The organism is Pedobacter sp. WC2423, from assembly GCF_040822065.1.
Classification (GTDB): Bacteria; Bacteroidota; Bacteroidia; order Sphingobacteriales; family Sphingobacteriaceae; genus Pedobacter.
Genome location: NZ_CP162005.1, coordinates 4,211,634 through 4,234,412 on the forward strand (window position 1 = coordinate 4,211,634; position 22,779 = coordinate 4,234,412).

The 22,779-nt window shown below is 37.7% G+C and carries 24 protein-coding genes; 13 read left to right on the forward strand and 11 right to left on the reverse strand.

From position 1 onward, the window contains the following. Positions 1 to 220 precede the first annotated feature (220 nt). Entirely contained in the window at positions 221 to 1,084 is an 864-nt protein-coding gene (locus tag AB3G38_RS17545) for a tetratricopeptide repeat protein (protein WP_367865119.1), read from the reverse strand. A gap of 7 nt (positions 1,085 to 1,091) precedes the next feature. Further along, on the reverse strand, positions 1,092 to 1,394 hold the full coding sequence (locus AB3G38_RS17550; RefSeq protein ID WP_041883022.1) for an HU family DNA-binding protein: 303 nt from the start codon (positions 1,392 to 1,394) through the stop codon (positions 1,092 to 1,094). 259 nt (positions 1,395 to 1,653) lie between these two features. Between AB3G38_RS17550 and mutY the strand changes: the two genes are divergently transcribed. The 5 genes from mutY to AB3G38_RS17575 all read left to right on the forward strand — a co-directional run bounded on the left by mutY (position 1,654) and on the right by AB3G38_RS17575 (position 5,474). Continuing rightward, a complete protein-coding gene (gene mutY / locus AB3G38_RS17555; protein WP_367865120.1) occupies positions 1,654 to 2,703 on the forward strand; it encodes an A/G-specific adenine glycosylase in 1,050 nt (349 codons plus the stop codon). 14 nt (positions 2,704 to 2,717) lie between these two features. Further along, the gene (locus AB3G38_RS17560) at positions 2,718 to 3,143 is read left to right on the forward strand and encodes a single-stranded DNA-binding protein (protein WP_041883024.1); all 426 of its coding nucleotides are present in this window, start codon (positions 2,718 to 2,720) and stop codon (positions 3,141 to 3,143) included. 659 nt (positions 3,144 to 3,802) lie between these two features. Then, a complete protein-coding gene (locus tag AB3G38_RS17565; RefSeq protein WP_367865121.1) occupies positions 3,803 to 4,009 on the forward strand; it encodes a hypothetical protein in 207 nt (68 codons plus the stop codon). A 146-nt stretch (positions 4,010 to 4,155) separates the two neighbouring features. After that, the gene (locus AB3G38_RS17570) at positions 4,156 to 4,635 is read left to right on the forward strand and encodes a helix-turn-helix domain-containing protein (RefSeq protein ID WP_367864486.1); all 480 of its coding nucleotides are present in this window, start codon (positions 4,156 to 4,158) and stop codon (positions 4,633 to 4,635) included. Further along, the gene (locus AB3G38_RS17575; RefSeq protein ID WP_367865122.1) at positions 4,635 to 5,474 is read left to right on the forward strand and encodes an IS3 family transposase; all 840 of its coding nucleotides are present in this window, start codon (positions 4,635 to 4,637) and stop codon (positions 5,472 to 5,474) included. The genes AB3G38_RS17570 and AB3G38_RS17575 overlap by 1 nt, the downstream gene beginning before the upstream one ends. Positions 5,475 to 5,536: 62 nt before the next feature. Here the strand turns inward: AB3G38_RS17575 and AB3G38_RS17580 are convergent, their stop codons facing one another. Then, entirely contained in the window at positions 5,537 to 7,021 is a 1,485-nt protein-coding gene (locus AB3G38_RS17580) for a DUF4270 domain-containing protein (protein WP_367865123.1), read from the reverse strand. Positions 7,022 to 7,044: 23 nt separating this feature from the next. Further along, positions 7,045 to 7,869, reverse strand: a complete 825-nt coding sequence (locus AB3G38_RS17585) for a glycogen/starch synthase (protein ID WP_367865124.1) — start codon at positions 7,867 to 7,869, stop codon at positions 7,045 to 7,047. Positions 7,870 to 7,994: 125 nt separating this feature from the next. Here AB3G38_RS17585 and panC point away from each other — a divergent pair, with 125 nt between their 5' ends. From panC to AB3G38_RS17600, 3 genes are all read left to right on the forward strand, one after another. Continuing rightward, positions 7,995 to 8,861, forward strand: coding sequence for a pantoate--beta-alanine ligase (panC, locus tag AB3G38_RS17590; RefSeq protein WP_367865125.1), 867 nt, complete (start codon positions 7,995 to 7,997; stop codon positions 8,859 to 8,861). Between the two features lie 44 nt (positions 8,862 to 8,905). Further along, positions 8,906 to 9,256 (forward strand): aspartate 1-decarboxylase, encoded by a 351-nt coding sequence (panD, locus tag AB3G38_RS17595; protein WP_111635459.1) that lies wholly within the window; start codon positions 8,906 to 8,908, stop codon positions 9,254 to 9,256. 90 nt (positions 9,257 to 9,346) lie between these two features. Continuing rightward, entirely contained in the window at positions 9,347 to 10,486 is a 1,140-nt protein-coding gene (locus AB3G38_RS17600) for an acyl-CoA dehydrogenase (RefSeq protein ID WP_367865126.1), read from the forward strand. A 68-nt stretch (positions 10,487 to 10,554) separates the two neighbouring features. On the opposite strand, the gene AB3G38_RS17605 is transcribed toward AB3G38_RS17600, so the two are convergent. Further along, positions 10,555 to 10,902 (reverse strand): phage holin family protein, encoded by a 348-nt coding sequence (locus tag AB3G38_RS17605; RefSeq protein WP_111635458.1) that lies wholly within the window; start codon positions 10,900 to 10,902, stop codon positions 10,555 to 10,557. Positions 10,903 to 10,920: 18 nt separating this feature from the next. Between AB3G38_RS17605 and AB3G38_RS17610 the strand changes: the two genes are divergently transcribed. The 4 genes from AB3G38_RS17610 (at position 10,921) to infB (ending at position 16,404) form a co-directional block, all read left to right on the forward strand. Next, positions 10,921 to 11,355 (forward strand): hypothetical protein, encoded by a 435-nt coding sequence (locus AB3G38_RS17610; RefSeq protein ID WP_367865127.1) that lies wholly within the window; start codon positions 10,921 to 10,923, stop codon positions 11,353 to 11,355. Positions 11,356 to 11,560: 205 nt separating this feature from the next. Then, positions 11,561 to 12,025: a ribosome assembly cofactor RimP gene (gene rimP / locus AB3G38_RS17615; protein WP_367865128.1), complete on the forward strand. Its 465-nt coding sequence runs from the start codon at positions 11,561 to 11,563 to the stop codon at positions 12,023 to 12,025. A 2-nt stretch (positions 12,026 to 12,027) separates the two neighbouring features. Then, positions 12,028 to 13,263, forward strand: coding sequence for a transcription termination factor NusA (gene nusA, locus AB3G38_RS17620; protein ID WP_111635455.1), 1,236 nt, complete (start codon positions 12,028 to 12,030; stop codon positions 13,261 to 13,263). A 72-nt stretch (positions 13,264 to 13,335) separates the two neighbouring features. Beyond that, positions 13,336 to 16,404: a translation initiation factor IF-2 gene (gene infB, locus AB3G38_RS17625; protein WP_367865129.1), complete on the forward strand. Its 3,069-nt coding sequence runs from the start codon at positions 13,336 to 13,338 to the stop codon at positions 16,402 to 16,404. Between the two features lie 94 nt (positions 16,405 to 16,498). Here infB and AB3G38_RS17630 read toward each other — a convergent pair whose 3' ends face one another. The 3 genes from AB3G38_RS17630 to AB3G38_RS17640 all read right to left on the reverse strand — a co-directional run bounded on the left by AB3G38_RS17630 (position 16,499) and on the right by AB3G38_RS17640 (position 19,172). Then, positions 16,499 to 17,356 carry an alpha-1,2-fucosyltransferase gene (locus tag AB3G38_RS17630; protein ID WP_367865130.1) on the reverse strand — a complete coding sequence of 286 codons (858 nt, stop codon included), beginning with the start codon at positions 17,354 to 17,356 and terminating at the stop codon, positions 16,499 to 16,501. After that, positions 17,353 to 18,102 carry a DUF268 domain-containing protein gene (locus AB3G38_RS17635; RefSeq protein WP_367865131.1) on the reverse strand — a complete coding sequence of 250 codons (750 nt, stop codon included), beginning with the start codon at positions 18,100 to 18,102 and terminating at the stop codon, positions 17,353 to 17,355. Before AB3G38_RS17635 ends, AB3G38_RS17630 begins: the two co-directional genes overlap by 4 nt. Before the next feature lie 62 nt (positions 18,103 to 18,164). After that, entirely contained in the window at positions 18,165 to 19,172 is a 1,008-nt protein-coding gene (locus AB3G38_RS17640; protein WP_367865132.1) for a glycosyltransferase, read from the reverse strand. Between the two features lie 398 nt (positions 19,173 to 19,570). Here AB3G38_RS17640 and AB3G38_RS17645 point away from each other — a divergent pair, with 398 nt between their 5' ends. Beyond that, positions 19,571 to 20,440, forward strand: coding sequence for a glycosyltransferase family 2 protein (locus AB3G38_RS17645; RefSeq protein ID WP_367865133.1), 870 nt, complete (start codon positions 19,571 to 19,573; stop codon positions 20,438 to 20,440). Here AB3G38_RS17645 and AB3G38_RS17650 read toward each other — a convergent pair. From AB3G38_RS17650 to AB3G38_RS17660, 3 genes are read right to left on the reverse strand one after another with little or no spacing between them, the layout of a single operon-like run. Further along, on the reverse strand, positions 20,427 to 21,146 hold the full coding sequence (locus AB3G38_RS17650) for a glycosyltransferase family 2 protein (protein WP_367865134.1): 720 nt from the start codon (positions 21,144 to 21,146) through the stop codon (positions 20,427 to 20,429). The two genes, AB3G38_RS17645 and AB3G38_RS17650, sit on opposite strands and share 14 nt — an antisense overlap. A 20-nt stretch (positions 21,147 to 21,166) precedes the next feature. Continuing rightward, entirely contained in the window at positions 21,167 to 21,982 is an 816-nt protein-coding gene (locus tag AB3G38_RS17655) for a glycosyltransferase family 2 protein (RefSeq protein ID WP_367865135.1), read from the reverse strand. Positions 21,983 to 21,993: 11 nt separating this feature from the next. Then, on the reverse strand, positions 21,994 to 22,779 hold the full coding sequence (locus AB3G38_RS17660) for a glycosyltransferase family 2 protein (RefSeq protein ID WP_367865136.1): 786 nt from the start codon (positions 22,777 to 22,779) through the stop codon (positions 21,994 to 21,996).

The window sequence follows — 22,779 nt, forward strand, 5'->3', positions numbered from 1 at the left end:
AACACATGGACTGAATATATAAAAAACAGATCAACGAATAATAGATACTAAAACTAATCTTAGTATCTATTATTCGTTGATCATGAAGAAAAATCTATTTTTTCTTATGTCTGTTTTTTCTTAAACGTTTTTTACGTTTGTGGGTGGCCATTTTATGTCTTTTTCTTTTTTTACCGCTTGGCATAATTGTAAGGTTTAAATATTTTTATAAATCTGTTTATTAGTTTTTGGTTTTTAGCTCAGCCACCTTCTTATCAATGAAATTAGATAAGGTTGGATTTGCCGCCAATTTTTTACTGTTCAGGTAAGCCTCAACAGCTTCTTTGTTTTTACCCAGGTTCTCATAAGCTGTAGCCAGATAGAAGTAAGCATCTGGTGAAGGCTTTTTAGCAATTATACCATTGAACCTGGTTATTGCTTTGTCAAATTGTCCGGATTTTATTGCAAAAGTTCCTAAGCTCATGTTTGCTTTCAGGTTATCAGGATCTTTTTTAATGACGTCCAGCAACATTGCTATTCCCGACATCGGTGCACCCATGCCGCTAACAACAGTGATTCCCAACCCGGTTTTAGCTTCAAGATTTGTTGAATCCAGTGCTACAGCATTCGTATAAGCTGCATTTGCTTTCTGTAATAATACAGGAGATATTAAACTATCCTGTGTATTGTCAAAAGCTTTCATCAATCTGCCACCAGCAGCTAACCAGCTATTCAGGTTTCGCTCTTTGCCAGCAATGATTTCCAGATATAACGCGCTTGGAACAGCTTGTTCAACATCATCCCATTTTTCTGCAAGAACTTTCGCAGCGTTCACTTTCTGATCTTCAGATGCAGTTTTATACGCATTTTCCAATGTAGTGATTTCCGCAGCTAAGTTAGCATTAATTGAATTTTTAGCAGCGGTCGAGACCTCTGTTAAATTAATTGTACTGCCTGCTGAAGTAAGTTGCCCTCCGGCAGGAACGCCAGATGTTTCTTTCTTCGGCTTCACTAAACCTTTAATATCTCTTGTAAACAAAAATACAGCCAGCAGAATTATTGCTGCAATAATTAGTGTTTGTTTAGATCGGATAGTGTTCATCATAAGCAGATTAAGCTTCTACGCTTAGTTTTTTTGAATTGTTTTTTACTTTATCAACAAAAACTTTTGCTGGTTTGAAACTTGGTACAAAATGCTCCGGAATAATAATCGCAGTGTTTTTTGAAATATTTCTGGCAGTTTTTTGTGCTCTTTTCTTAACAACAAAACTTCCAAAACCCCTAACATAGACATTTTCGCCACCGATCATACTGCTTTTGATTACTTTGAAAAACGCCTCAACGGTTTCCTGTACATCTACCTTTTCAATTCCTGTTTTCGTTGATATTTCTGAAATAATATCTGCCTTAGTCATATTTTCTATTATTAATTGTTGTGTGTTTAATATTATAAGTGATTTGGGGTTGCAAAAGTATTGCTTTTTAATGAGATAGGAAAATAAAAGATCAATTATTTATCTTGAATAGTATCAGGGAATTGCAAGTTTTACATAATCTAACCTGATCAGCGTATTTCTGCAGGCTATAACAAAATATACATTGGTGAATTTTGCGCAAGAAAAAATAATAATTTATAACTCGGCAAAATAATGGATTACTTGTATTTTTGAGGTTATGGCATTTCAGCAAGAGCTTACCAGCTGGTATCTGGTTAATAAAAGAAATCTCCCCTGGAGACATACACAAGACCCGTATATTATATGGTTGTCAGAAATTATTTTACAGCAAACCAGGGTAGAGCAGGGATTGCCATATTTTAACCGTTTTCTGGAAGCATATCCTACTGTTTCAGATTTCGCAGCTGCTACAGAAACGCAGATTCTGAAGCTTTGGCAGGGGTTGGGGTATTATTCTCGCGGTAGAAATATGTTATTTACAGCGCGCCAGATCATGGATTTATATGGTGGGGTTTTTCCTGTCAGCTACCGGGAACTGATCAAACTTAAAGGTATTGGTGAATACACAGCAGCAGCAATTTCTTCCTTTTCTTCTGGTGAGGCAATGGCAGTTTTAGATGGAAATGTGTTTCGCGTACTCTCGAGATATTTTGGAATCAGTACTCCGATTAATAGTACTTTGGGCAAAAAACAATTCTCAGAACTTGCACAATCTTTAATCGGTGATCAGGATCCTGCTTTGTATAATCAGGCGATTATGGAATTTGGTGCTTTACAATGTAAACCTAAATCTCCTGATTGTGAGATTTGTCCTTTAATGCTTTCCTGTTATGCTAAAAATAATAAGCTGATTCCGGTACTTCCGGTTAAGCTTAAAACAGTAAAGGTCAGAACACGCTATATAAATTATTTTATTTGCGAAGATGACAATAAAGTACTCGTTAATAAAAGGATTTTGGAGGATGTGTGGCAACATTTATATGATTTCCCCAGTATAGAAACTTTAACGGAAGCGGATGTTAATCATGAGGAGTTTGTGGAAAAAGTTAAACAAAATTTTGGATCAGCTGTTGTTATCCGGCCGCTGATGCAAGTGAAACATTTATTGACACACCAAATTATATACGTTCAATTTTTTGGTTTAGATAATTATATCATTAACTTTAATATTAGCGCAGAAGCGAATTGGGTCACATGGGCCGATTTGGATCAGCTGCCACAACCAAAAATTCTAACCAAATTTATTAACTTCTATTTTAACAAATAGTAAACTCCAAATTCATGTCAGGTATTAACAAAGTAATTTTAGTTGGACATTTAGGGAAGGATCCTGAAGTCCGTCACCTAGATGGTGGTGTTACCGTTGCAAGCTTTCCGCTGGCTACATCAGAAACTTATAATAAAGATGGAAAACGCATAGAACAAACAGAATGGCATAACATTGTGTTGTGGAGAGGATTAGCCGAAGTGGCATCGAAGTATCTGCAAAAGGGAAAACTCGTTTATATAGAAGGAAAACTACGTACACGGTCATTTGAAGACCGGGAGAAGATAAAAAAATATGTAACTGAAGTCGTGGCTGAGAATTTTACGATTCTGGGCAGGAAAAGCGATTTTGAAAATACACCGGTAACGACTAACAGTACGCCTAAAAGTGAAAATGATTACCTGGATGCAGATGGTATCTCGGGTGATTTGCCTTTTTAAAGTCATTCATAGCATGGCCTAATTTTTTGTTTAATATTTTATAAAAAGCCAGCATATCCGATCAGGAATATGCTGGCTTTTTTTCTGGCTGAAAATGACTTCAAGCAAAAAAGGGATCAAGTCATCAACTTGTGGAGCAGGCTCTTTTTTAAGCATAAATTTTTGACACGCTCAACAGAAAGTCTTTGCTGTCACGGATGCTCTTATGCTTCTGGAAGTTGCGCTGAAAGCTTTCAATTTGCCTGGGAATGACTCAGGGGAAACAAGGCCGGGCTGTTCGTAAATAAATTCAAAATAGCTAAATCATAAAGCTATATCGTCCGGGTACTGCCTGAGTATTGCCTGAGTACTCGTTAGGGTAAGAGCAATGCTAAAGTAACGTGAGAGCATGGCAAGTCCAAGTCAAAACAACTAGTTGAAACAACATGCACTCGACATGCTTACAGCCCGTTCTCAACCTGGTGTCATCCCGACCATCACTCAGGCACAACCAAACCATAAATAGTTGAAGATTAATGAAATTATAATTTTCCCTTTGACTAACCCACGGACAACTGCGGACAATTGCAGACAGCTGCGGACAATTGCGGACATTTTTTACGCATCAGGATAATCTTTAACGCTAATAGCTTACATTGGTGGAAAGATATTTATTTATTATGGGAAGTTTAACGGGTAAATTTTCAAAGGGAATCCAGGACGATTTCATTTTTAAAGCAGCAGTTTGGAGTACTGGTTGTTTCAAAAGTTCTGTAGTGGGCAAAAGGAAACAAACAATGGAAACGCAAAGGCATCAGAGCACTTGCGTAAAAGTAGCAAGCCTGGAAAAATCAGGATCTTTCTTCCCCCTAAAACTTGAAATTTAATCCCTAATCCGCAAGTTTATAACTTGATCCCAAAAAAGGCCGCCCGTTGTGCAATGCCCCCAAAAAGTTAGACACTTTCTGGGGGCATTATTATGAAAAAGAAAAACAGACACAGTTTTGAATTGAAGTTATACTGTGTGAAGCAGATGTCGGAACATTATCGTTCTGCAAAATCTCTGGGTGAGGAATACGGGATTACTTATTCTCTTTTCGAAGATTGGTTTAGGATATACGAGCATCTGGGAGCTCCTGGATTACTTCCCAGAAAGGGGAAAAGAGTTTTTAGTCCATCCTTTAAGCTAGCAGTCCTGAAGTCAATTCGTGAAGAAAAGTTATCTTTGAGAGCGGCGGTGCTACGTTTTGGGCTTTCAAGTGATGCGGGAATTATCGAATGGCAGAAACGATTTGAGAAGTTTGGATCATCTGGACTAGAACCGCGACCTAAAGGAAGACTACCGATGGCATATAAGGAGAATCCAGCAAACAAGCGAAAACCGAGAAAATCGGATAGGCCACTTACCCGTGAGGAAGAGCTTTTACGGGAAAATGAATATTTACGTGCAGAGAATGCCCTGCTAAAAAAGCTCCAGGCCTTAGTTCAAGCCGAAAACAAGCGCAAGCCATAATGGAACTAAGGCATCAGTTCGACCTGGATACCCTGTTGAATTGTATTAGCATGGCAAGAAGTACATTTTATTATTATTCTAAGAAGGCCAGTTTGCCTGATAAATACGAACAGGTCAAGATCCAGATCAACAAGGTCTATCATGCCCATAAAGGTCGCTTCGGCTATCGGCGCATTACCTTGCAACTGAAACGGGTCGGAATGGCTATTAACCATAAGACTGTATTTAGATTGATGGGAGAAATGAGGTTGAAGAGCCTGATCAGGATAAAAAAATACAGGTCTTATAGGGGCAAGCTAGGGAAAATAGCTCCAAATATCCTTAATAGGAATTTCAAGGCTAACCAACCTATGCAAAAATGGGCCACAGATGTTACAGAATTCAAAGTCAAGGGAAAGAAATTGTACCTCTCTCCAATAATAGACCTGTTCAATCAGGAGATTATCAGCTATGAACTCACTGACAGGCCGGTTTTCAAGGGAGTATTGGACATGCTCAAAAAAGTATTACCACAAGCTAGGAATACTTCTCAGTTAGTCTTGCATTCTGACCAGGGATGGCAATACCAGATGCCAAAGTATCAGCAACTGCTAAAAGCAAATGGGATTATCCAAAGTATGTCCAGAAAAGGTAATTGCTTAGATAATGCTATAATTGAAAACTTTTTCGGAACCTTAAAATCGGAACTCTTCTACTTAAATGAATATGAATCGACAGATCAGCTCAAAAAAGATATAAATGACTATATCTGGTACTACAACAAGGAACGAATAAAATTGAACTTAAACGGAATGAGCCCGATGGAATATCGGGCTCATTATAACAAATCTAATAACTAAATTTGTCTAAACTTTTGGGGGCAGTCCATTGGGGCAGCCTTTTATATCCTGAGTGCTAAAAACTAATTAGGGTTCTTAACGTAATAAATATTAAGTCTTATTTTTCGGTTCGCAGGGTTATTAAATGAACCGATAACAGCTCTTCCTGCTGAGGTTGCATAAGGTTGTAAATTAAATTCAGTTGTAGCTGTCGGTACCAAATATGTTCCGTAATCTACAGTTTTTCCGTCAACAATATCCTGAATATAGCTGGTTACGACAAACGTATAGCTTTTTTTCGTTTTATCATAAAACCCTCCGAATGGTAATAATGCCCGCGGATCACCTGATGGATTATTCGTTGAGGCCACATTATTATCCGGTAAATTTTGTCTTTGTTTCGCAAGATCCAATCTGTATAAAGAAAGACGAGGTGGTATTTTAAATGGAACTGAATCTGTAGGGTCGCTGATGTCAATCACTAATTCAGCTTTATTAATAACAATTTTTCCAATGGAAGCTTTCAGGTTTTTCAGGTAAGGAAATGTTATCTTGTTCCTTACTCCGCTCATCGCCTGCAAATAAGTTACTGCGTAATCTGCGGGAGTTTTTACCTGGGCTGCAATTGCTGTATTCGTGTAATCATGTTTTACAGTTGCTGCAACTGGCCCTGCAGGTGCAGATATCGGGAACATTGCTGCTACTGTATCTCTGAGCGTTGTCGTTGTTGCATTTTGTTTTTTATAATAAATCTCCAGGTTAGAGCTGCTGCCAGCAAAATTAAGGAACATGACTGCCCCAGGTTTTCCTGAAGCCAGGCTTGCAGTTACTTTTAAGCCTTTAAAGGCAGCTGCTAAATTAGCATTTGTACTTAAAGTTACAGAGTCCAGTGCCATGATCTTACTTTTGATCAATGCTGGTGATAATTTAATTCTTAATTGAGGACCAGCATTATATGCAGTGTCTGCTGCGCCAGCAATTACTCTGACAACTCTCACAGAGGTGTTCGGCCTTGGTGTTATTGTTGCAGAACCAAGAAGATCGGTTGATGCGTAATCCGTAGTATTCAGGAAGCCGTTTTGAGTGGAAAGGTTCGAGTTTAACTGAGTTACTCTAACATTGAATGTTGAAGTACTGTCTCCGTAAAACTGGGCAAGCTGACTTCCGATAGTTGCCTGAACTGCAGCTGGAACTGCGGTATTTGTTGCATAAGACATTACCAGCACTGCCGAGTCAATTTCAGCAGCTTTGCCAAAACTATACCCTGTACTGCCTGGTAAGGTAACTGCCATAGCCAGATTTGCTGTAGTTGAACCGAAAATCGGATCAGTCATTTGTCCAAGTGGATATCTGACCAATCCAACCGCTGAAGTTGCAGTTGCAGGAGGATATGTTGAGGCAGGGTCATCTAATTCAGTGCGGGAAGTAACCGTAACTGTATCCAGAAGAATCCCTGTAGCTGCGGTAGCAGGATTAATATCTAAACCGATAGTACTGGAGTCTTTACAAGACGAAAAAAGAAAAAGACTTATCAACAGGGTCAATAAGTCTAGTTTTGAAAATTTCATAATTAATTTAATAATACCTGAGTTTATGCTATTGAAACCAATTCATCATTCGAGATTTCTTCATATAAAGCGTAGAAGTTCTCGAAATTTTCGGTTAAATTAAAGGCTAAAGTTGGCTTATTTGAATCTTTAACAAATTTTAACACATCAGCATCAATTTTTTCATCAGCCAGAACTACAGCGTCCGAGTAAGTAATTGCACCAATATGCAAAGTATTGCTGTCTGCATTTTCGAAAACTTTGGTGTCGTCTGCTGTCATGTTGTTCATCACTGCTTTTTTATGCAAATCAGCATGTAAAGTTTCAGTGAAGCAGTTTTCATAAACAGAATAAACAACTTTAGAGTTCTTGAATGTAGGGTCGTTTTTGTAAGAAGTTTTGATGTAAACAGGAACCAGTGAAGTCATCCAGCCATGGCAATGTACAATGTCCGGTGCCCAGCCTAATTTTTTAACAGTTTCCAGTGCGCCTTTACAAAAGAAGATTGTTCTTTCGTCATTGTCTGCATAAAACTTGTTTTCTTTATCTCTGAATACATACTTGCGCTGGAAATAATCTTCATTATCCAGGAAGTAAACCTGCATACGGGCTGCTGGAATAGATGCGACTTTGATAATAAGCGGGTTGTCATTGTCATCAATCATGATGTTCATTCCCGATAAACGAATAACTTCGTGCAGCCTGTTCCTCCGTTCATTGATGTTACCGAACCTTGGCATAAGAATACGGATCTCAAATCCTTTTTCCTGCATAGCCTGAGGTAATTGACGGGTAATCTCTGAAATTTTGGTGAGTTCCAGGAAAGGCGACATCTCGTGTGTAACAATCAGTAGCTTCGTTTTTGCCATCTCCATATTTGTGAATAAATATTTATGTTAAAGAAAAGATAATCAAGGGGCAAAGGTAAGCAATTTATTCAAATTTATCAATATCTTGCTTAGATGTTTTGTTGGGATTATATAATTAACCAACTTTGGACTTTGAAATTTTACAACCCGGTTTGGAAGTTATAAATACAATAGCAGGATTAAATAGCTTGCTGAAGCCACTGAAACTGGCTCAACAAAAAATAGCATTAGTGCCTACAATGGGTGCTTTGCATAAAGGACACGTATCTCTGGTCAAGATTGCTCAACAACATGCAGATGTTGTAGTGTGCAGTATTTTCGTGAATCCAACGCAGTTTACTGACCCTAAAGACCTGGAAAAATATCCAAGGCCGCTCCAGCATGATATTGAAATGTTGCAGGATGCGGGATGTGATTATGTGTTCATGCCGTCCGTAAAAGAGATGTACCCTGTGCCTGAAAATTGGCATATTGACCTCGGACCGGCAGAATTTCTGCTGGAAGGAGAGTTCAGAAGAGGACATTATCAGGGCGTAACGCAGATCGTTAAGAAACTTTTTGATGCCGTTGATCCTGATGTGGCATTTTTTGGTCAGAAAGATTTTCAACAGGTGCTGATGATCCGTAACATGGTTGCTCATTTCAATTTGCCGCTAAAAATTGTTTCCTGTCCGATTATCAGGGAAGAAGATGGGCTGGCTATGAGTTCCAGAAATATTCACCTTTCCGCTATAGAGCATGAGCATGCGTTAGTATTGAGTAAGGCGTTGATTTATGTAAGAGATCATTTTCAAACCGAAAGCATAGAAAATTTATTAAAAGAGGCCATAGCTATTATTCAAAGTGTAAAAGGAGTAGAACTCGATTATTTTACTATTGCAAACAGCGAGACGCTTCTTCCTGAAAAAGATAAAGCAGCGCAGCATCTCGTTGCGCTGGTTGCAGCAAAAGTCGGAGATACCAGGCTGATTGATAACATGATGCTGAACTGACAAGAATTAGAATGAATCAATATAATATTATCTAACTTTACAGCATGATTATCGAGATATTAAAATCGAAAATACACCGTGTCAGAGTGACACAGGCGGAATTAAACTATGTGGGCAGCATCACAATTGATGAGGACCTGATGGATGCCGCGAATATCATTGCTAATGAAAAGGTGCAGATTGTCAATAATAATAACGGGGCAAGATTTGAAACCTATGTGATTAAAGGTGAGCGCGGTAAAGGTACAGTCTGTTTAAATGGTGCAGCTGCAAGGCAGGTACAGGTTGGGGATACTTTAATTATTATTTCTTATGGCTCTTTACCTATTGAAGAAGCCAAATTGTATAAGCCTATCCTGGTCTTCCCTGATGATAACAATCATCTTCTGAAATAATTATTTTTCTGAAAGATACTATGCAACCATAGTATCTTTCAGTTTGAAATACTAAATTTGGCAAAAAGTAATTTTCCAAAAATAATTATTATGCTATTTCAACTAAGTGAAGAACAATTGATGATCCAGCAGGCTGCGAGGGATTTCGCGCAGCATGAATTAAAGCCTGGTGTAATTGAAAGAGATGAACATCAAAAATTTCCGGCAGAGCAGGTGAAAAAGCTTGGCGAACTGGGTTTTTTGGGAATGATGGTTTCAGAAGAGTTCGGTGGAAGCGGATTAGATGCGGTTTCATACGTACTGGTTATGGAAGAGCTTTCTAAAATTGATGCCTCGGCTTCAGTTGTGGTTTCTGTTAATAATTCTTTAGTTTGCTATGGCTTAGAGGCTTATGGCTCTGAATTTCAAAAAGAAAAATATCTTAAACCTTTAGCTTCAGGACAACAGATCGGTGCATTTTGTTTATCTGAGCCAGAAGCAGGTTCTGATGCAACCTCTCAGCAGACCACTGCCGAAGATAAAGGTGATTATTATCTGTTAAACGGAACAAAAAACTGGATTACCAACGGAAGCAATGCTTCTACTTACCTGGTTATTGCACAGACGCATCCTGATCTTAAGCATAAAGGAATCAACGCTTTTATTGTAGAAAAAGGAATGGAAGGCTTTACCATCGGTCCGAAAGAGAATAAAATGGGGATCCGGGGGTCTGATACGCATTCTCTTATGTTCAATGATGTAAAAGTTCCTAAGGAAAACAGAATTGGTGAGGATGGATTCGGATTTAAATTTGCAATGAAAACTTTAGAGGGTGGCCGTATTGGTATTGCTGCTCAGGCGCTTGGTATAGCTGCTGGTGCATATGAACTGGCACTTGCTTATGCTAAACAACGTAAATCATTCGGTAAACCAATTGCAGAACATCAGGCGATTGCGTTTAAATTAGCAGATATGGCTACAAGTATTGAAGCGGCAAGAATGCTGGTTTATAAAGCTGCCTGGTTAAAAGATCAGGGCTTACCTTATACACTTGCAGGTTCTATGGCCAAATTATATGCTTCTAAAGTAGCTATGGATGTGACAGTCGAGGCTGTTCAAGTGCATGGTGGTTATGGATTTGTTAAAGAGTACCATGTAGAGCGTTTGATGCGTGATGCAAAAATTACACAAATTTATGAAGGTACCTCTGAGATCCAGCAAATGGTAATTTCAAGAGAGATATTAAGATAACAAATTGATCAAAAATAAAATCTGAATAAAAGGCCATTTTCCAGGTAGAAAATGGCCTTTTATTTTTTTTAATCGTTATCAGTACCGGCAATCGTACCAAATAAAGCTTTGATTATAGCTACTACAATGGCCAGAAATGCAGCAGCAAAGAAGCCTGAAGTATTAAATCCGGACATCATACTATCTACTAATAAGATCATTAACACGGTAATGATGAAAGACATCAGGCCCAGTGTCAAAAAATTGATCGGGAAAGTAAGCAATCTTAAAATAAAACCAATAGTCGCATTGGCCAGTGCAATCAGCACGGCAGCGATGATAGCAGTACCGAACCCGTCGATATGAACGCCCGGAACAAGATAGGAACCCAGCAGCATAGCCAGACCCATCAATAAAATTTCAATAATAAGTTTCATAATGTTTAGTTTTAAAAAATGTACAGCCGTTTATTAAAATTAGCTCCGGTGCTGTTTGGAATTGCTTATTTAATGTCATGTTCCTCAGCAAATAATAAGCCACTTTCTATCCGGTTTTCATCGGATAGCACTGCAATTATCTTTTCAGACATTGATCCTGCTGGTTTAGGATTGATCAGAAACATTCCCGGGGTAGATACTGCGCATGCTGATTTAATTACTGTTTTAGAGACGAATGCTGACGAGGATACTACCGGCATGGAACATAATGTACCTGGTAAACTGGAAGTAACGGACAGTACTTTGGTTTTCAGGCCTGATGAATCATTTATTTCAGGAAAAAATTATTTAGTCGTCTCCTATATGAATGCGAAGTTTGCCAGCACGGAGAAGATAATCAGCGGCCGGCTAAATCACAGTGTAAAGCCTCAGCAGGTCGTGCTAAAGCGTTAAGTCTTTAATTCGTCTTCATTTTATTTTTTTTTATTTTCTGTTTCAGGCTGTTATTTAATTTTTTAAATTAGTTCTGGTAAACGGCATATGGATTTACAAGCGGTATTTGTTTTTATTTTTGAAATAAAATCCCTACCTTTGCACTGATATAGAGGGGCAAGAGGGGGCAGATGTCCCCTCTTTTCTTTTATCCGCAAATTGGTTTATGCAAGTAGAGAAGAGAGTAACAGAATTAGTAGAGGAAAAAATTTCGGACAGACCGGAGTTATTTTTAGTTGAGGTGAAGTTGTTGCCTGGCAATAAGTTAATCATTCATGTGGATGGTGATCAGGGCATCAGTATTCAGGATTGTGCTGCAATTAGCAGACATGTCGGATTTCATCTGGAAGAAGAAAATACTATTGAGAAAGCATATAATCTGGAGGTTTCTTCTCCTGGTGTTGGCGAACCTTTAAAGCTTCAAAGACAGTATGAGAAAAACATCGGACGCGAATTGAGTGTTAAAGTTACCGGAGGTGATATTATGGAAGGAAAGCTGCTGGATGTCAATGAGCAGTCGATCACCATGGAAGCGAAAGTAAAAGAAAAAGGAAAGAAAGCACAATTGGTTGAAACCAGTCTGGACTTTAGTAATATAATAGAAACAAAGGTTTTAATTTCATTTAAATAAAAATGAGCAATATTAATTTAATCGATTCATTTCAAGAATTCAAAGAGTTCAAGAACATCGACCGTCCTACGGTGATCAGTGTGCTGGAAGAAGTATTTCGTAGCATGTTACGTAAGAAATATGGTACTGATGAGAATTGTGATGTAATTGTTAACCCCGACAATGGTGATTTAGAGATCTGGCGTACAAGAAAAGTAATGGAAGACGGCTTTTCTGAAGATGATGATCTTGAAATCGAACTGGCTGAGGTTAAACAGTTAGATGCAGATATGGAAGTTGGAGACGACTACATTGAGCAGATTACTTTAGAGAGTTTTGGAAGAAGAGCTATTTTAGCTGCACGTCAGACACTGGTATCTAAAGTACTTGAATTAGAGAAAGACGAGATCTTTAAGAAATATAAGGACAGAGTTGGAGAAATTGTAACGGGAGAAGTTTACCAGGTTTGGAAAAAAGAAACGTTAGTACTGGATGATGAGGGAAATGAGTTAATCATGCCTAAAACTGAACAGATACCGGCAGATTATTTCAAAAAAGGTGATACTGTACGTGCGGTAATCTTAAAGGTGGATATGATGAATAGCACCCCAAAGATTATCATTTCAAGAATTGCTCCTGAGTTTTTACAGCGTTTGTTTGAAATTGAGGTTCCTGAGATCTTCGACGGTTTAATTACGATCAAGAAAATTGTTCGTGAGCCAGGAGAACGTGCTAAAGTAGCAGTGGAATCTTATGATGACAGAATTGACCCTGTGGGTGCTTGTGTTGGTATGAAAGGTTCACGTATCCATGGAATCGTGAGAGAACTTAAAAATGAGAATATTGATGTAATCAATTTCACTAATAATATTTCTCTTTATATCACAAGGGCTTTGAGTCCTGCTAAAATCACATCAATCAAGTTGGATGATGTAACTAAACATGCTTCGGTTTACCTGAAGCCTGATCAGGTTTCTCTTGCAATTGGCCGTGGTGGACATAATATTAAGCTTGCCGGTAAATTAACTGGTTACGAAATTGATGTTTACCGTGAAGCTGGTGAAGAAGATGAAGATGTGGATATCGAAGAATTCTCGGATGAAATCGATAGCTGGATTATCGATGAATTGAAATCAATTGGCTGTGATACAGCAAGAAGCGTACTAGCGCTGTCAGTAGACGAATTAGTGAAAAGAACTGATCTGGAAGAAGAAACTATTAAAGAAGTTATCAGTATATTACAGTCAGAATTTGAATAAGCGTTGACTTGATGAGAAAAAACAAGAATAAACGTTACTTTTGTATAAGAATTAAGAAAAAATAGGATATCAATGTCAGACGACAAACCAATAATTTTATTCAAAGCAGTTAAGGAACTTAACGTAGGGATAGCTACGGCCGTTGAGTTTTTAGAAAAGAAAGGCTTTTCTGTTGAGAATAAACCCACTACTAAACTCTCCCGCGATATGTATAATGCATTATTGAAAGAGTTTCAGGGAGATAAAATCGTAAAAGAAGAAGCCAATCAAATTGTTATAGGTAAAATTCGTCGTGATGAGCCTGAAGTAACTGAAAAAGTTACGGATGCACCTAGAAAAAATGTTGAATTCGAAAGCGAGGGTATTTTAATCAAAAACCTTCATTCCTATACTCCTCCTACAGTTGAGAAACCTAAGGAAGAAGTATCTCCTGCCCCTGCTCCTGAAAAAGAAGCGGCATTGGAAAAGGAACCTGAAAAGGTTGAAGAAGGAACATTGAAAGGTGTTAAAATTGTAGGGAAAATTAATCTTGACGATTTAAACTCTAAGACCCGTCCTGCAAAAAAAGAAGAACTTCCAGCTGCTGAAGTTGTAAAAGCGGAAGCTCCGGTTATACCGGCTGCTCCTGTTGAAGCACCTGTACCAGCAGCGGTTATCCCGGAGGCACCTAAGGTAGTTCAGGAGGAAGTTAAGCCAGTAGAAAAACCTATTGAGGCTAAACCTGTTGAAATTAAACCTGAAGTAGTTAAAGCTGTGGAAGAAGAAGTTAAAGAAGAAAAACCAAAACCTGTGGAATCACCTGTTGTTAAAGCAGAGCCGGTTAAAGAAGTTGTTGCACCGAAAGCAGATAAGCCTGACGAAGTTGAGGTTATCAAAGCACGTTCTGTAAAACTTTCCGGACCAAATATTATTGGTAAAATTGTCTTGCCGACAACACCTGAACGTAAATCACAACCTGTCGCTTCTTCAGCGGACAGCAATGATGCGAAAAGGAAACGCAAGCGTAAAAAGACTCCTGGTGCACCTGGACAGAATCAGTCATCGGGAGGTAATCCTTCAGCGCCTAATCAGCAGGCAGGAAATAATCCTGCTACACCTGCAAAACCTGCGGGCGTACCAACTTTTACCAACAGACCTGATTTCAGGAACAATACAAACAATACAGCCAACAGGCCTAACTTTAGAAACAGCAAACCAGGCGGACCTGGGGGCTCTAAAGAAGAACCTACGGAAAAAGAAATACAAGATCAGATTAAAGCAACGCTTGCACGTTTAAGCGGAGCTGGTAAATCTGGTAAATTTGCACAGCGTGCAAAACTGCGTCGTGGTAAACGTGATGATGTGGCTCTTTCTGCGGAAGAAGCTGCAATGGAACAGGAACTACAGTCTAAAGTGTTGAAAGTAACGGAATTTGTTACAGCAAACGAATTAGCGAGCATGATGGATGTACCGGTTACCAAAATTATTGGTACTTGTATGAGTCTTGGTATGTTCGTTTCGATCAATCAGCGTTTGGATGCAGAAACATTAACGATCGTTGCAGATGAGTTTGGTTACGAAATACAATTCGTTAAACCTGATGATGAAGGCGATAGTATTATTGAAGAATCAGATAATCCTGAAGATTTAGTACCAAGAGCACCGGTAGTTACGATCATGGGTCACGTCGATCATGGTAAGACCTCTTTACTGGATTATATCCGTAAAGCGAATGTTGTAGCTGGTGAAGCAGGTGGTATTACACAGCACATTGGTGCTTATATGGTAACTACACCAACTGGTAAAAAAGTAACTTTCCTGGATACACCGGGTCACGAAGCCTTTACAGCGATGCGTGCACGTGGTGCGAAAGTAGCGGATATTGCAATTATTGTTGTTGCAGCGGATGATGCAGTAATGCCTCAGACTAAAGAAGCAATTAGTCATGCTCAGGCAGCTGGGGTTCCTTTGGTATTCGCCTTCACAAAAATTGATAAACCGGGAGCAAACTCTGATAAGATCCGTGAGCAATTATCGATCATGAATATCTTAGTAGAGGATTGGGGTGGTAAATTCCAGTCTCAGGAAATCTCCGGTAAAAGCGGCTTAAATGTTGATCTTTTATTAGATAAAGTATTATTAGAAGCTGAATTGTTAGAATTAACAGCTAATCCTAATAAACGTGCTACTGGTAGTGTAATTGAAGCGACCTTAGATAAAGGACGTGGTATTGTGACTACGGTACTGGTTCAGGCTGGTACTCTAAAAGTAGGTGATCCGATTTTAGCGGGTAGCTACAGTGGTCGTGTAAAAGCGTTATTTAACGAACGTGGACAAAAAGTAGAACAAGCCGGTCCTTCAGTACCGGTACAGGTATTGGGTATGCAGGGCGCACCTACAGCAGGTGATAAATTCAATGCTGTAGAGAATGAGTCTGAAGCGAGAGAGATTGCAAACAAACGTTTACAATTAATGCGTGAGCAGGGCTTGAGAACACAGAAACACATTACGCTGGATGAGATTGGCCGTCGTTTAGCTATCGGTAACTTTAAAGAGCTTAACCTGATTGTTAAAGGTGACGTGGATGGTTCGATTGAGGCATTAGCCGATTCATTACTGAAACTATCTACTGAAGAGATTCAGATTAATATCATCAGTAAAGCGGTAGGTCAGATTTCAGAATCTGATGTATTGTTAGCTTCGGCTTCTGATGCGATTATCATCGGTTTCCAGGTTCGTCCTTCTTCAGGTGCAAGAAAGCTTGCTGAGGCTGAGCAAATCGATATTCGTCTGTACTCAATTATCTATGATGCGATCAATGAGATCAAAGCTGCGATGGAAGGTATGCTTGCTCCTGAATTCCAGGAGAAAATTACTGCAAACGTTGAGATCAGAGATACCTTCAAGATCACGAAAGTGGGAACGATTGCCGGATGTATGGTATTGGATGGAACGATTACACGTAACAGTAAGATCCGTATTGTAAGAGACGGTGTGGTTGTTTACACTGGTGAACTGGCTTCACTGAAACGTTATAAAGATGATGTGAAAGAAGTAGCAAGAGGTTACGAATGTGGTCTGAACATACAGAACTTTAATAACATTGAAGTTGGTGATATCGTTGAGGCTTACGAACAGGTAGAAGTAAAAAGAAAGTTATAAGTTTATAAATAACATATACCAAAAGGCCCTGTTAATGAATCTTGTAAAAGATTTTTGACAGGGCCTTTTTTATGAACAGACTTGGGGCAGATATCTATATTTTTATCCAGCCTGCCGGCAACAATGTAGAAGTATCGTATTGATCTCCGTGAAGCCACTTTTCAGGGCCTATAACGATCTTTTCCGGATTGTTATTAAGCCATGCTGCCCACCAGCTAAAGCTGCTGTTTGCAATGATATTATGCTTGCAAGCACTCATTAATTGCATGTCAATGTAACTTTGTGTCCCTTTATTCCATGAAATAAATTCGCAATTGTTAATATTCAAATTTTTAACACACCAATCAATATCATTAGAGAATATAAAGAATTTTGCATCATTTGTTCTTGATTGTACGATTTGTATGGCCTGATCATAATATTTTTTCTCACAAAGTCCGCCAAATGCGGGATGATTAACATAATCACCTCTTCTTACATGTACTCCAACACTGTTTGTTTGTTCTATTTTTTTTAGGATATCAATGTTTTGTTGAGCTGTTAATGCACTGAATTTAAAATCTTTTCTTATCTCATCAGCAATATCAATAAAGTAATCTTCATTTTGCCAGAAGCCTGAGTAGTACCTTGATTTAGAATCAGAGAAAATTGCAGGATCAAATGTGAAGTCTTTTTCTTCGGCTTTATGATACTTTTTTAAGTTAAGCACTCTTCTTATCTTTCGATAAATCCATTTTCTATTTTTTATATCATAGATACCACCTGTAAATGGCGAAACTTTGGTTATGGTTAATTGGAAAATATCTTCTAGTTCGTAGCCATTGTGTGCGGTATCGAAATTAAAACTATTTAAATCGGCTTTAACATCTGGAAATTTCTTGCTTAGGGCTTTATAACATGCATATTGGAACATTTGGTTACCTAACCCGCCTAAAAAACGAATAATTTTCATGATGATATTTTTTTGATAAAATGAAAACAACCGCATCCACAAAATTGTCTCGCAAGCAATTGTTGATCAGGGTCTACAATTAAACCTCCATCTTTACCTTCTTCAGGTATAAAGGCAAATTCCTTGAGTTCAAGATCTGAAAACAGTTTTAAAACTTGTTCTTTAGTGTATATTCGATGCGCATTAAAACATATTAAATCTTTTGCCCCTAATGGTACTACAAAAAATAAACTTCCATTTGCTGCAAGAACTCTTTTAAGTTCATTAATTGCTTTGATATCCCCATCATAATCTAATGGGTCTCCGTATCTGCCTAAGCCTATATGTTCTATGGTGTGCATGCACGAGATCGACTCAATTGAATCGGACTTGAAAGGTAAATTCATCAAGTCTCCGCTTAGTGATTTTAAATCCGATAAATGTAGGTCTGCAGGTCTGTAGTCATAAAAGTCGACAGGAATGAAAGCTGATAAAATGGAGCAGAAATGAAGGGTTGATGATATATCAATATGTTTTGCCGGGTTGTTGTTTTTAATAATTCTGGCGGCCCAGGCTGGATGGTAAACGTAATGTCTGTCAAAACCTGTTTCGGGTGTATTATCATATAAACATGGAAAAAAATTACGTTCATCAAGAATAAATCGCTTTTTACTCTGTTTTTCTAAGTTAAGCAGTTGATCATATTGATACTTAAAATTTAATTTCAATTTCCGCTTTATGAGCATCCTTTTTATCTTTCTAATCATAATTATAACGTTCTATAATGTTTTAATTAACTCTCACATGTCTGTTACATCCTAAAATAACTTTATAAGTTATCTCTTCGTTCAAAATCGATTATTTTCTGAAGAATTGGATCCTTTTTGAATTTAAAATGAAGTAAATACATGATTATTTTTTTTTCGTGGTTGCGCTTTTCTTTTGAACTTATAAATATAGCTCTGAATAGTGAGCGCAATAAGACAAAGAACTTATTTGTCCCATCTGCATCTAAGTGTAGTTTGAGTTTAGTAAGAAAATAATATTTTTCCAGTATTATGCTGCATTCTGCAAAGCCTGCATATAATGCTTCTCTGTAACTTACTTCTAATCTGTTTGAGGGTATATAATGATTAAAAACTAGTGTTGGATCATAAATAAGTTTATAACCTCTTAAAATGAGCCGCTGACAATATTCGCTATCTTCCCCGGCAGATAACTTTTCCCCTTCCCGGCCGACAAGCAATGAGGGGAAATATTTAAATAAATCCTTATAAAGATTTGTTCTTGTGCCTAATCCGGCCCCCCATAAATAACCTCTTGATGAGGTTACGTCTCCAATGATGCTTCCTTGTTTTCCAATAGCATATCCCTCGGAATAATTCTCAAACCAGGACGGATATGTCCCAGAATCGTTTACCATGATAGATTGCCCGCCCACAGCTCCAATAGTAGGATCTTCTTCGAGCAAATGATAGGTTTTTTGAACATAATCCGGAGCTAGCCAATTATCGTCATCACAAATGATAAGATATTCAAATTGTGCTAAAGCAGAGCCTGCTTTCAATGCATTTATTTTTCCTGGCTTTGACTCAGTTATTGCATTAAAATGAACACCTGGTAAATTATATTTCTCCCACTCCGATCTGGCAATGCTTAAAGAGTTGTCTGTTGAAGCATTATCTATCACAATGATTTCCCATTTTATAGTAGTACTTACTATTTGGGCAGAGAGATGCGCAAGAGTTTGAGGTAGTCTTGAAGAGCCATTGTAAGTGCAAATGAGAATAGTTAAACCTTTACTATCTTTTAGTAATTTATTTGAGTGTATTGTCACGAATACTAAATCTACGGTTTTATGAAAAAATGGAGATATGGGCTGATTTGTTTGAATGCACCCATTTGATAATTGTTTTCAAAGCTACATAATTCACTTCTTTAATTTGTGAAAAGATATTCAAACCGATTAGAATTATGTTTTTTTTGGTTCATTTAAAATACATCTATTCCTGAAGAGGTTATATTTTGTAATTACTGATTTTTTAAATATCATGGGACCGGGCGTTTGAAAAATAATATAAATGATTTGGTATGGTAATCAAACATAATGATTTTTAATTCCCGCATTTCTGTGTAACTATCTAATTGGCTGATTACACTTGTGACGATTAATTGCTAACTTTGCCAAGTTAAACAGACCTTTAACTGAAGAAATATAGAAGTTTCATTGAAATTATGTTAGAGAAATACCCTAAAATAACTGTAATAACACCATCTTTTAACCAGGGAGCATATCTGGAGCATACCCTAACTTCGATTTTGAATCAGGGATATCCTAATCTGGAATATATTGTTATTGATGGTGGTAGTACGGATCATTCGGTAGAGATTATAAAAAAATATGAGCACCTTTTAACTTATTGGGTAAGCGAAAAAGATAATGGTTTATACCATGCTTTGCAGAAAGGATTTGCGCGGTCAACGGGTGAAATTATGTGTTGGATAAATTCTGATGATATGCATCATAGAAGATCCTTAATGACTATAGCAGAACTCTTTAAAGATTTCCCGGATATTAACTGGATCATGGGAAAAAATACCTTTTATGATGAGCAGGGCAGGGAGTTTATTTATGGCACTAATATGTTTAATGAAAGGTGGTCGAAGTGGAAAATGTATGATCAGGATGGTGAATATATTCAACAGGAATCTGTTTTCTGGAGACGTAGTTTATGGGAAAAATCGGGTGCTTATATAGACACAAATCTTTCTCTTGCTAGTGACGCTGAGTTATGGTTAAGGTTCTTCAGACATGATCAACTTTATTCAACGGAACTTTTGCTTTCCGGATTCCGTTTCAGAAGTGGAATTCAAAAGAGTAAAGATCAAAGGGACGAATATATAGCGGAACTCAGTACTGTCATTCAACGGGAACTAAGTATAGGAAATACAAGAGCTTATTTTCGGTTTATGCGTTTTATAAAATTTTTCGCAAAGCTTGTTCCCCTATTTAAATTAAAAAATAAGATTACTATGAAAGTTATGGCTATGCCTCCAAAAATAGTTTATAATCCTGATGGAACTTACAGATTTAGTTGGAAATAGACTTATTAGCTCTATTAAATAACCACCATTTTAATTCTCTGAACATAAATCTTGACCAGATAGAGAAGCCAAAATATTTAAGCATCAGACCACTTTTTTCTTTCTCAAAGAGTTCGTCTTTTGATAAAGAAGATATACCTGTTTCGTTGAAATCGGCAATTACAAAATCGGCAAACTGAATTTTAAAGTCTGGGTCAGCCCAGCATTTCATATTGAGATGATGGTCTGCTGAGATGGGGTATCTTTCGTCGAAATGATATTTATCAAAAACCCTTTTAGGGTAGATCATAGATTGGTGACAGATCCCTATTTTGGCTTGGTTATATGGGCTCAGGTAGCCTAAATATTTTTCTTTGCCCTTCAGTACGCTTCCATAGTATATAGCGTTTTTTTCTTGAAGGCCATTTAACATAGGGGAGAAATCGGGTAAGAGGAGATCGTCGGCACCTAAAAAATAAATCCAATTTCCAGTCACCATTTTTAATGCCTTATTCATAGCATCATATATTCCATTATCCTTTTCACTGATCCATTTCGTTATTATAGCACTATTTTTTTTCAGAATATCTACTGTTCCGTCCTGGCTTAATCCATCAACTACAATGACCTCCAATGGAGCGTATGTTTGTTTTTTAATACTGTCCAGGCAGTTTTGCAAATCCCGGACTGCATTATAGGTAACGATAACAATAGATACTTTGTCCATGAAAAACTTATTTTTTGATATTAATCTTGATAGTATTGTGAAATGCCCAGGTCACAGCTTTTTATCGCATCTTTTAAAGTACGATTAAGAATTTCGTCATTCACTAATAAATGAGTCCTGTCTATCTCAGGATGATAAATATGAAAAGTAATCGCGGCAAATTTAATAATCCTTTTCTTTATACCAGCATTTACAAGCCTGATAGCAAGTTCACTGTCCTCTCTTCCCCACCCTACTATAGCTTCATTATATCCGTTCACCTTCAATAAGTCCGTTTTCCAGAAAGCCATGTTACAGCCCCTTACATAAGTAATATTACCTGCTTTATACCTGGCGGCAAGGAAATCGGTAAGAAAGGGCAACTTTATTCCATTCGAAAAATTGGTTATTCCTTTAGAGAAAACGGAGACTTTAATATTAGTTTCCTTGATTAATTTCGCTGATAAGGCAGAAGACATATTCACGCGGGTTCCGGAAACAAAACTTCCGGGTCTTGCGAATTTAATATGATCACTAATAAAGTCCTTTTCAAGGATAAGGTCTCCATCAATCTGCACGATATAGGGTTTGGAAGCTTTAACTATTGCTTTATTTCTGATTTTTGAGAGCTGAAAACCGTCATCCTGCTGCCAGACATGAATTAAAGGGACTGGAAAGTTTTTCTGATGTCTTGTGATTAGGTTTTTGGTTTCCTCAGCAGAGCCATCATCCGCAATAATGACTTCATCAGGCAGTATGCGTTGTTTACTAATGCTGATTAAGCATAGGTCTAAAGCTTCAGTCCAGTTGTAGGTAGAAACAATCAATGAAATACCTGGAAGTGCTGGTCTATTCATATTTGATTGAATTAGAGCTGTGCAATACCATTATCACAAGCTTTTATCTTTTTGTGGAGTGTATTCTGTACCACCTGTGCATGTACTGGTTCGTTTGTTCTCGAGCTTTCTCCATGTGACAAATGAAATTGAATAGCCTTGAATTTAACTGCTTTCTTTAGTTTCCCGTTATTAATAAATCTTACAGCAAGTTCCTCATCTTCATGTCCCCAGCCTTTAAGGTCGTTATTATATCCATTGATCAGTAAAAAATCTGATTTCCAATAAGCTAAGTTACTTCCTCTTACGCTATTTGAATTCTTTATTTTCTTCTCAAATAAAAATGCAAGCAAGGGTAAACGAATTGCATTAAAGCGGTTAATTATCCCTTTAGACAAAAAATTAAAGCTGATCTTTTCAGTGCTATAAATTTCAGGCAACATTTTTTGAGCAATATGAGCACGCGTACCCCTCACAAAAACATCTTTTTCAGCAAGCGATTGATGGTCCTTGATAAAATTCTGGTCCAGGATAACATCTCCATCTACCTGAACAATATAATTCCCTTGAGCCTTTTTAATGGCAGTATTTAAGCTGATAGATTTTCTGAACCCTGAATCTTCATGCCAGGTATGAATCAAAGGGACTGGAAAATTAAGTTGGAATTTTTCAATTAATAATCTGGTATCCTGTCCTGATCCGTCATCTGCAATGATAACTTCAGCCGGAAGTACTCTTTGATTTTTAATGCTTAATAAGCATAAATTAAGTGCTTCCGGCCAATTGTATGTAGCTACTATAAGTGACGTTACAGGCAT

Bases quoted from the DNA above. Each gene is read 5' to 3' on its own strand.
- AB3G38_RS17545 (WP_367865119.1), bottom strand. From the start codon at position 1,084: ATGATGAACACTATCCGATCTAAACAAACACTAATTATTGCAGCAATA.
- infB (WP_367865129.1), top strand. From the start codon at position 13,336: ATGTCAGACGACAAACCAATAATTTTATTCAAAGCAGTTAAGGAACTT.
- mutY (WP_367865120.1), top strand. From the start codon at position 1,654: ATGGCATTTCAGCAAGAGCTTACCAGCTGGTATCTGGTTAATAAAAGA.
- AB3G38_RS17575 (WP_367865122.1), top strand. From the start codon at position 4,635: ATGGAACTAAGGCATCAGTTCGACCTGGATACCCTGTTGAATTGTATT.
- nusA (WP_111635455.1), top strand. From the start codon at position 12,028: ATGAGCAATATTAATTTAATCGATTCATTTCAAGAATTCAAAGAGTTC.
- AB3G38_RS17560 (WP_041883024.1), top strand. From the start codon at position 2,718: ATGTCAGGTATTAACAAAGTAATTTTAGTTGGACATTTAGGGAAGGAT.
- panD (WP_111635459.1), top strand. From the start codon at position 8,906: ATGATTATCGAGATATTAAAATCGAAAATACACCGTGTCAGAGTGACA.
- AB3G38_RS17570 (WP_367864486.1), top strand. From the start codon at position 4,156: ATGTCGGAACATTATCGTTCTGCAAAATCTCTGGGTGAGGAATACGGG.
- rimP (WP_367865128.1), top strand. From the start codon at position 11,561: ATGCAAGTAGAGAAGAGAGTAACAGAATTAGTAGAGGAAAAAATTTCG.
- AB3G38_RS17655 (WP_367865135.1), bottom strand. From the start codon at position 21,982: ATGAATAGACCAGCACTTCCAGGTATTTCATTGATTGTTTCTACCTAC.
- AB3G38_RS17610 (WP_367865127.1), top strand. From the start codon at position 10,921: ATGTACAGCCGTTTATTAAAATTAGCTCCGGTGCTGTTTGGAATTGCT.
- AB3G38_RS17635 (WP_367865131.1), bottom strand. From the start codon at position 18,102: ATGATTAGAAAGATAAAAAGGATGCTCATAAAGCGGAAATTGAAATTA.
- AB3G38_RS17550 (WP_041883022.1), bottom strand. From the start codon at position 1,394: ATGACTAAGGCAGATATTATTTCAGAAATATCAACGAAAACAGGAATT.
- AB3G38_RS17605 (WP_111635458.1), bottom strand. From the start codon at position 10,902: ATGAAACTTATTATTGAAATTTTATTGATGGGTCTGGCTATGCTGCTG.
- AB3G38_RS17600 (WP_367865126.1), top strand. From the start codon at position 9,347: ATGCTATTTCAACTAAGTGAAGAACAATTGATGATCCAGCAGGCTGCG.
- AB3G38_RS17650 (WP_367865134.1), bottom strand. From the start codon at position 21,146: ATGGACAAAGTATCTATTGTTATCGTTACCTATAATGCAGTCCGGGAT.
- AB3G38_RS17585 (WP_367865124.1), bottom strand. From the start codon at position 7,869: ATGGCAAAAACGAAGCTACTGATTGTTACACACGAGATGTCGCCTTTC.
- AB3G38_RS17580 (WP_367865123.1), bottom strand. From the start codon at position 7,021: ATGAAATTTTCAAAACTAGACTTATTGACCCTGTTGATAAGTCTTTTT.
- AB3G38_RS17660 (WP_367865136.1), bottom strand. From the start codon at position 22,779: ATGCCTGTAACGTCACTTATAGTAGCTACATACAATTGGCCGGAAGCA.
- AB3G38_RS17565 (WP_367865121.1), top strand. From the start codon at position 3,803: ATGGGAAGTTTAACGGGTAAATTTTCAAAGGGAATCCAGGACGATTTC.
- AB3G38_RS17630 (WP_367865130.1), bottom strand. From the start codon at position 17,356: ATGAAAATTATTCGTTTTTTAGGCGGGTTAGGTAACCAAATGTTCCAA.
- AB3G38_RS17645 (WP_367865133.1), top strand. From the start codon at position 19,571: ATGTTAGAGAAATACCCTAAAATAACTGTAATAACACCATCTTTTAAC.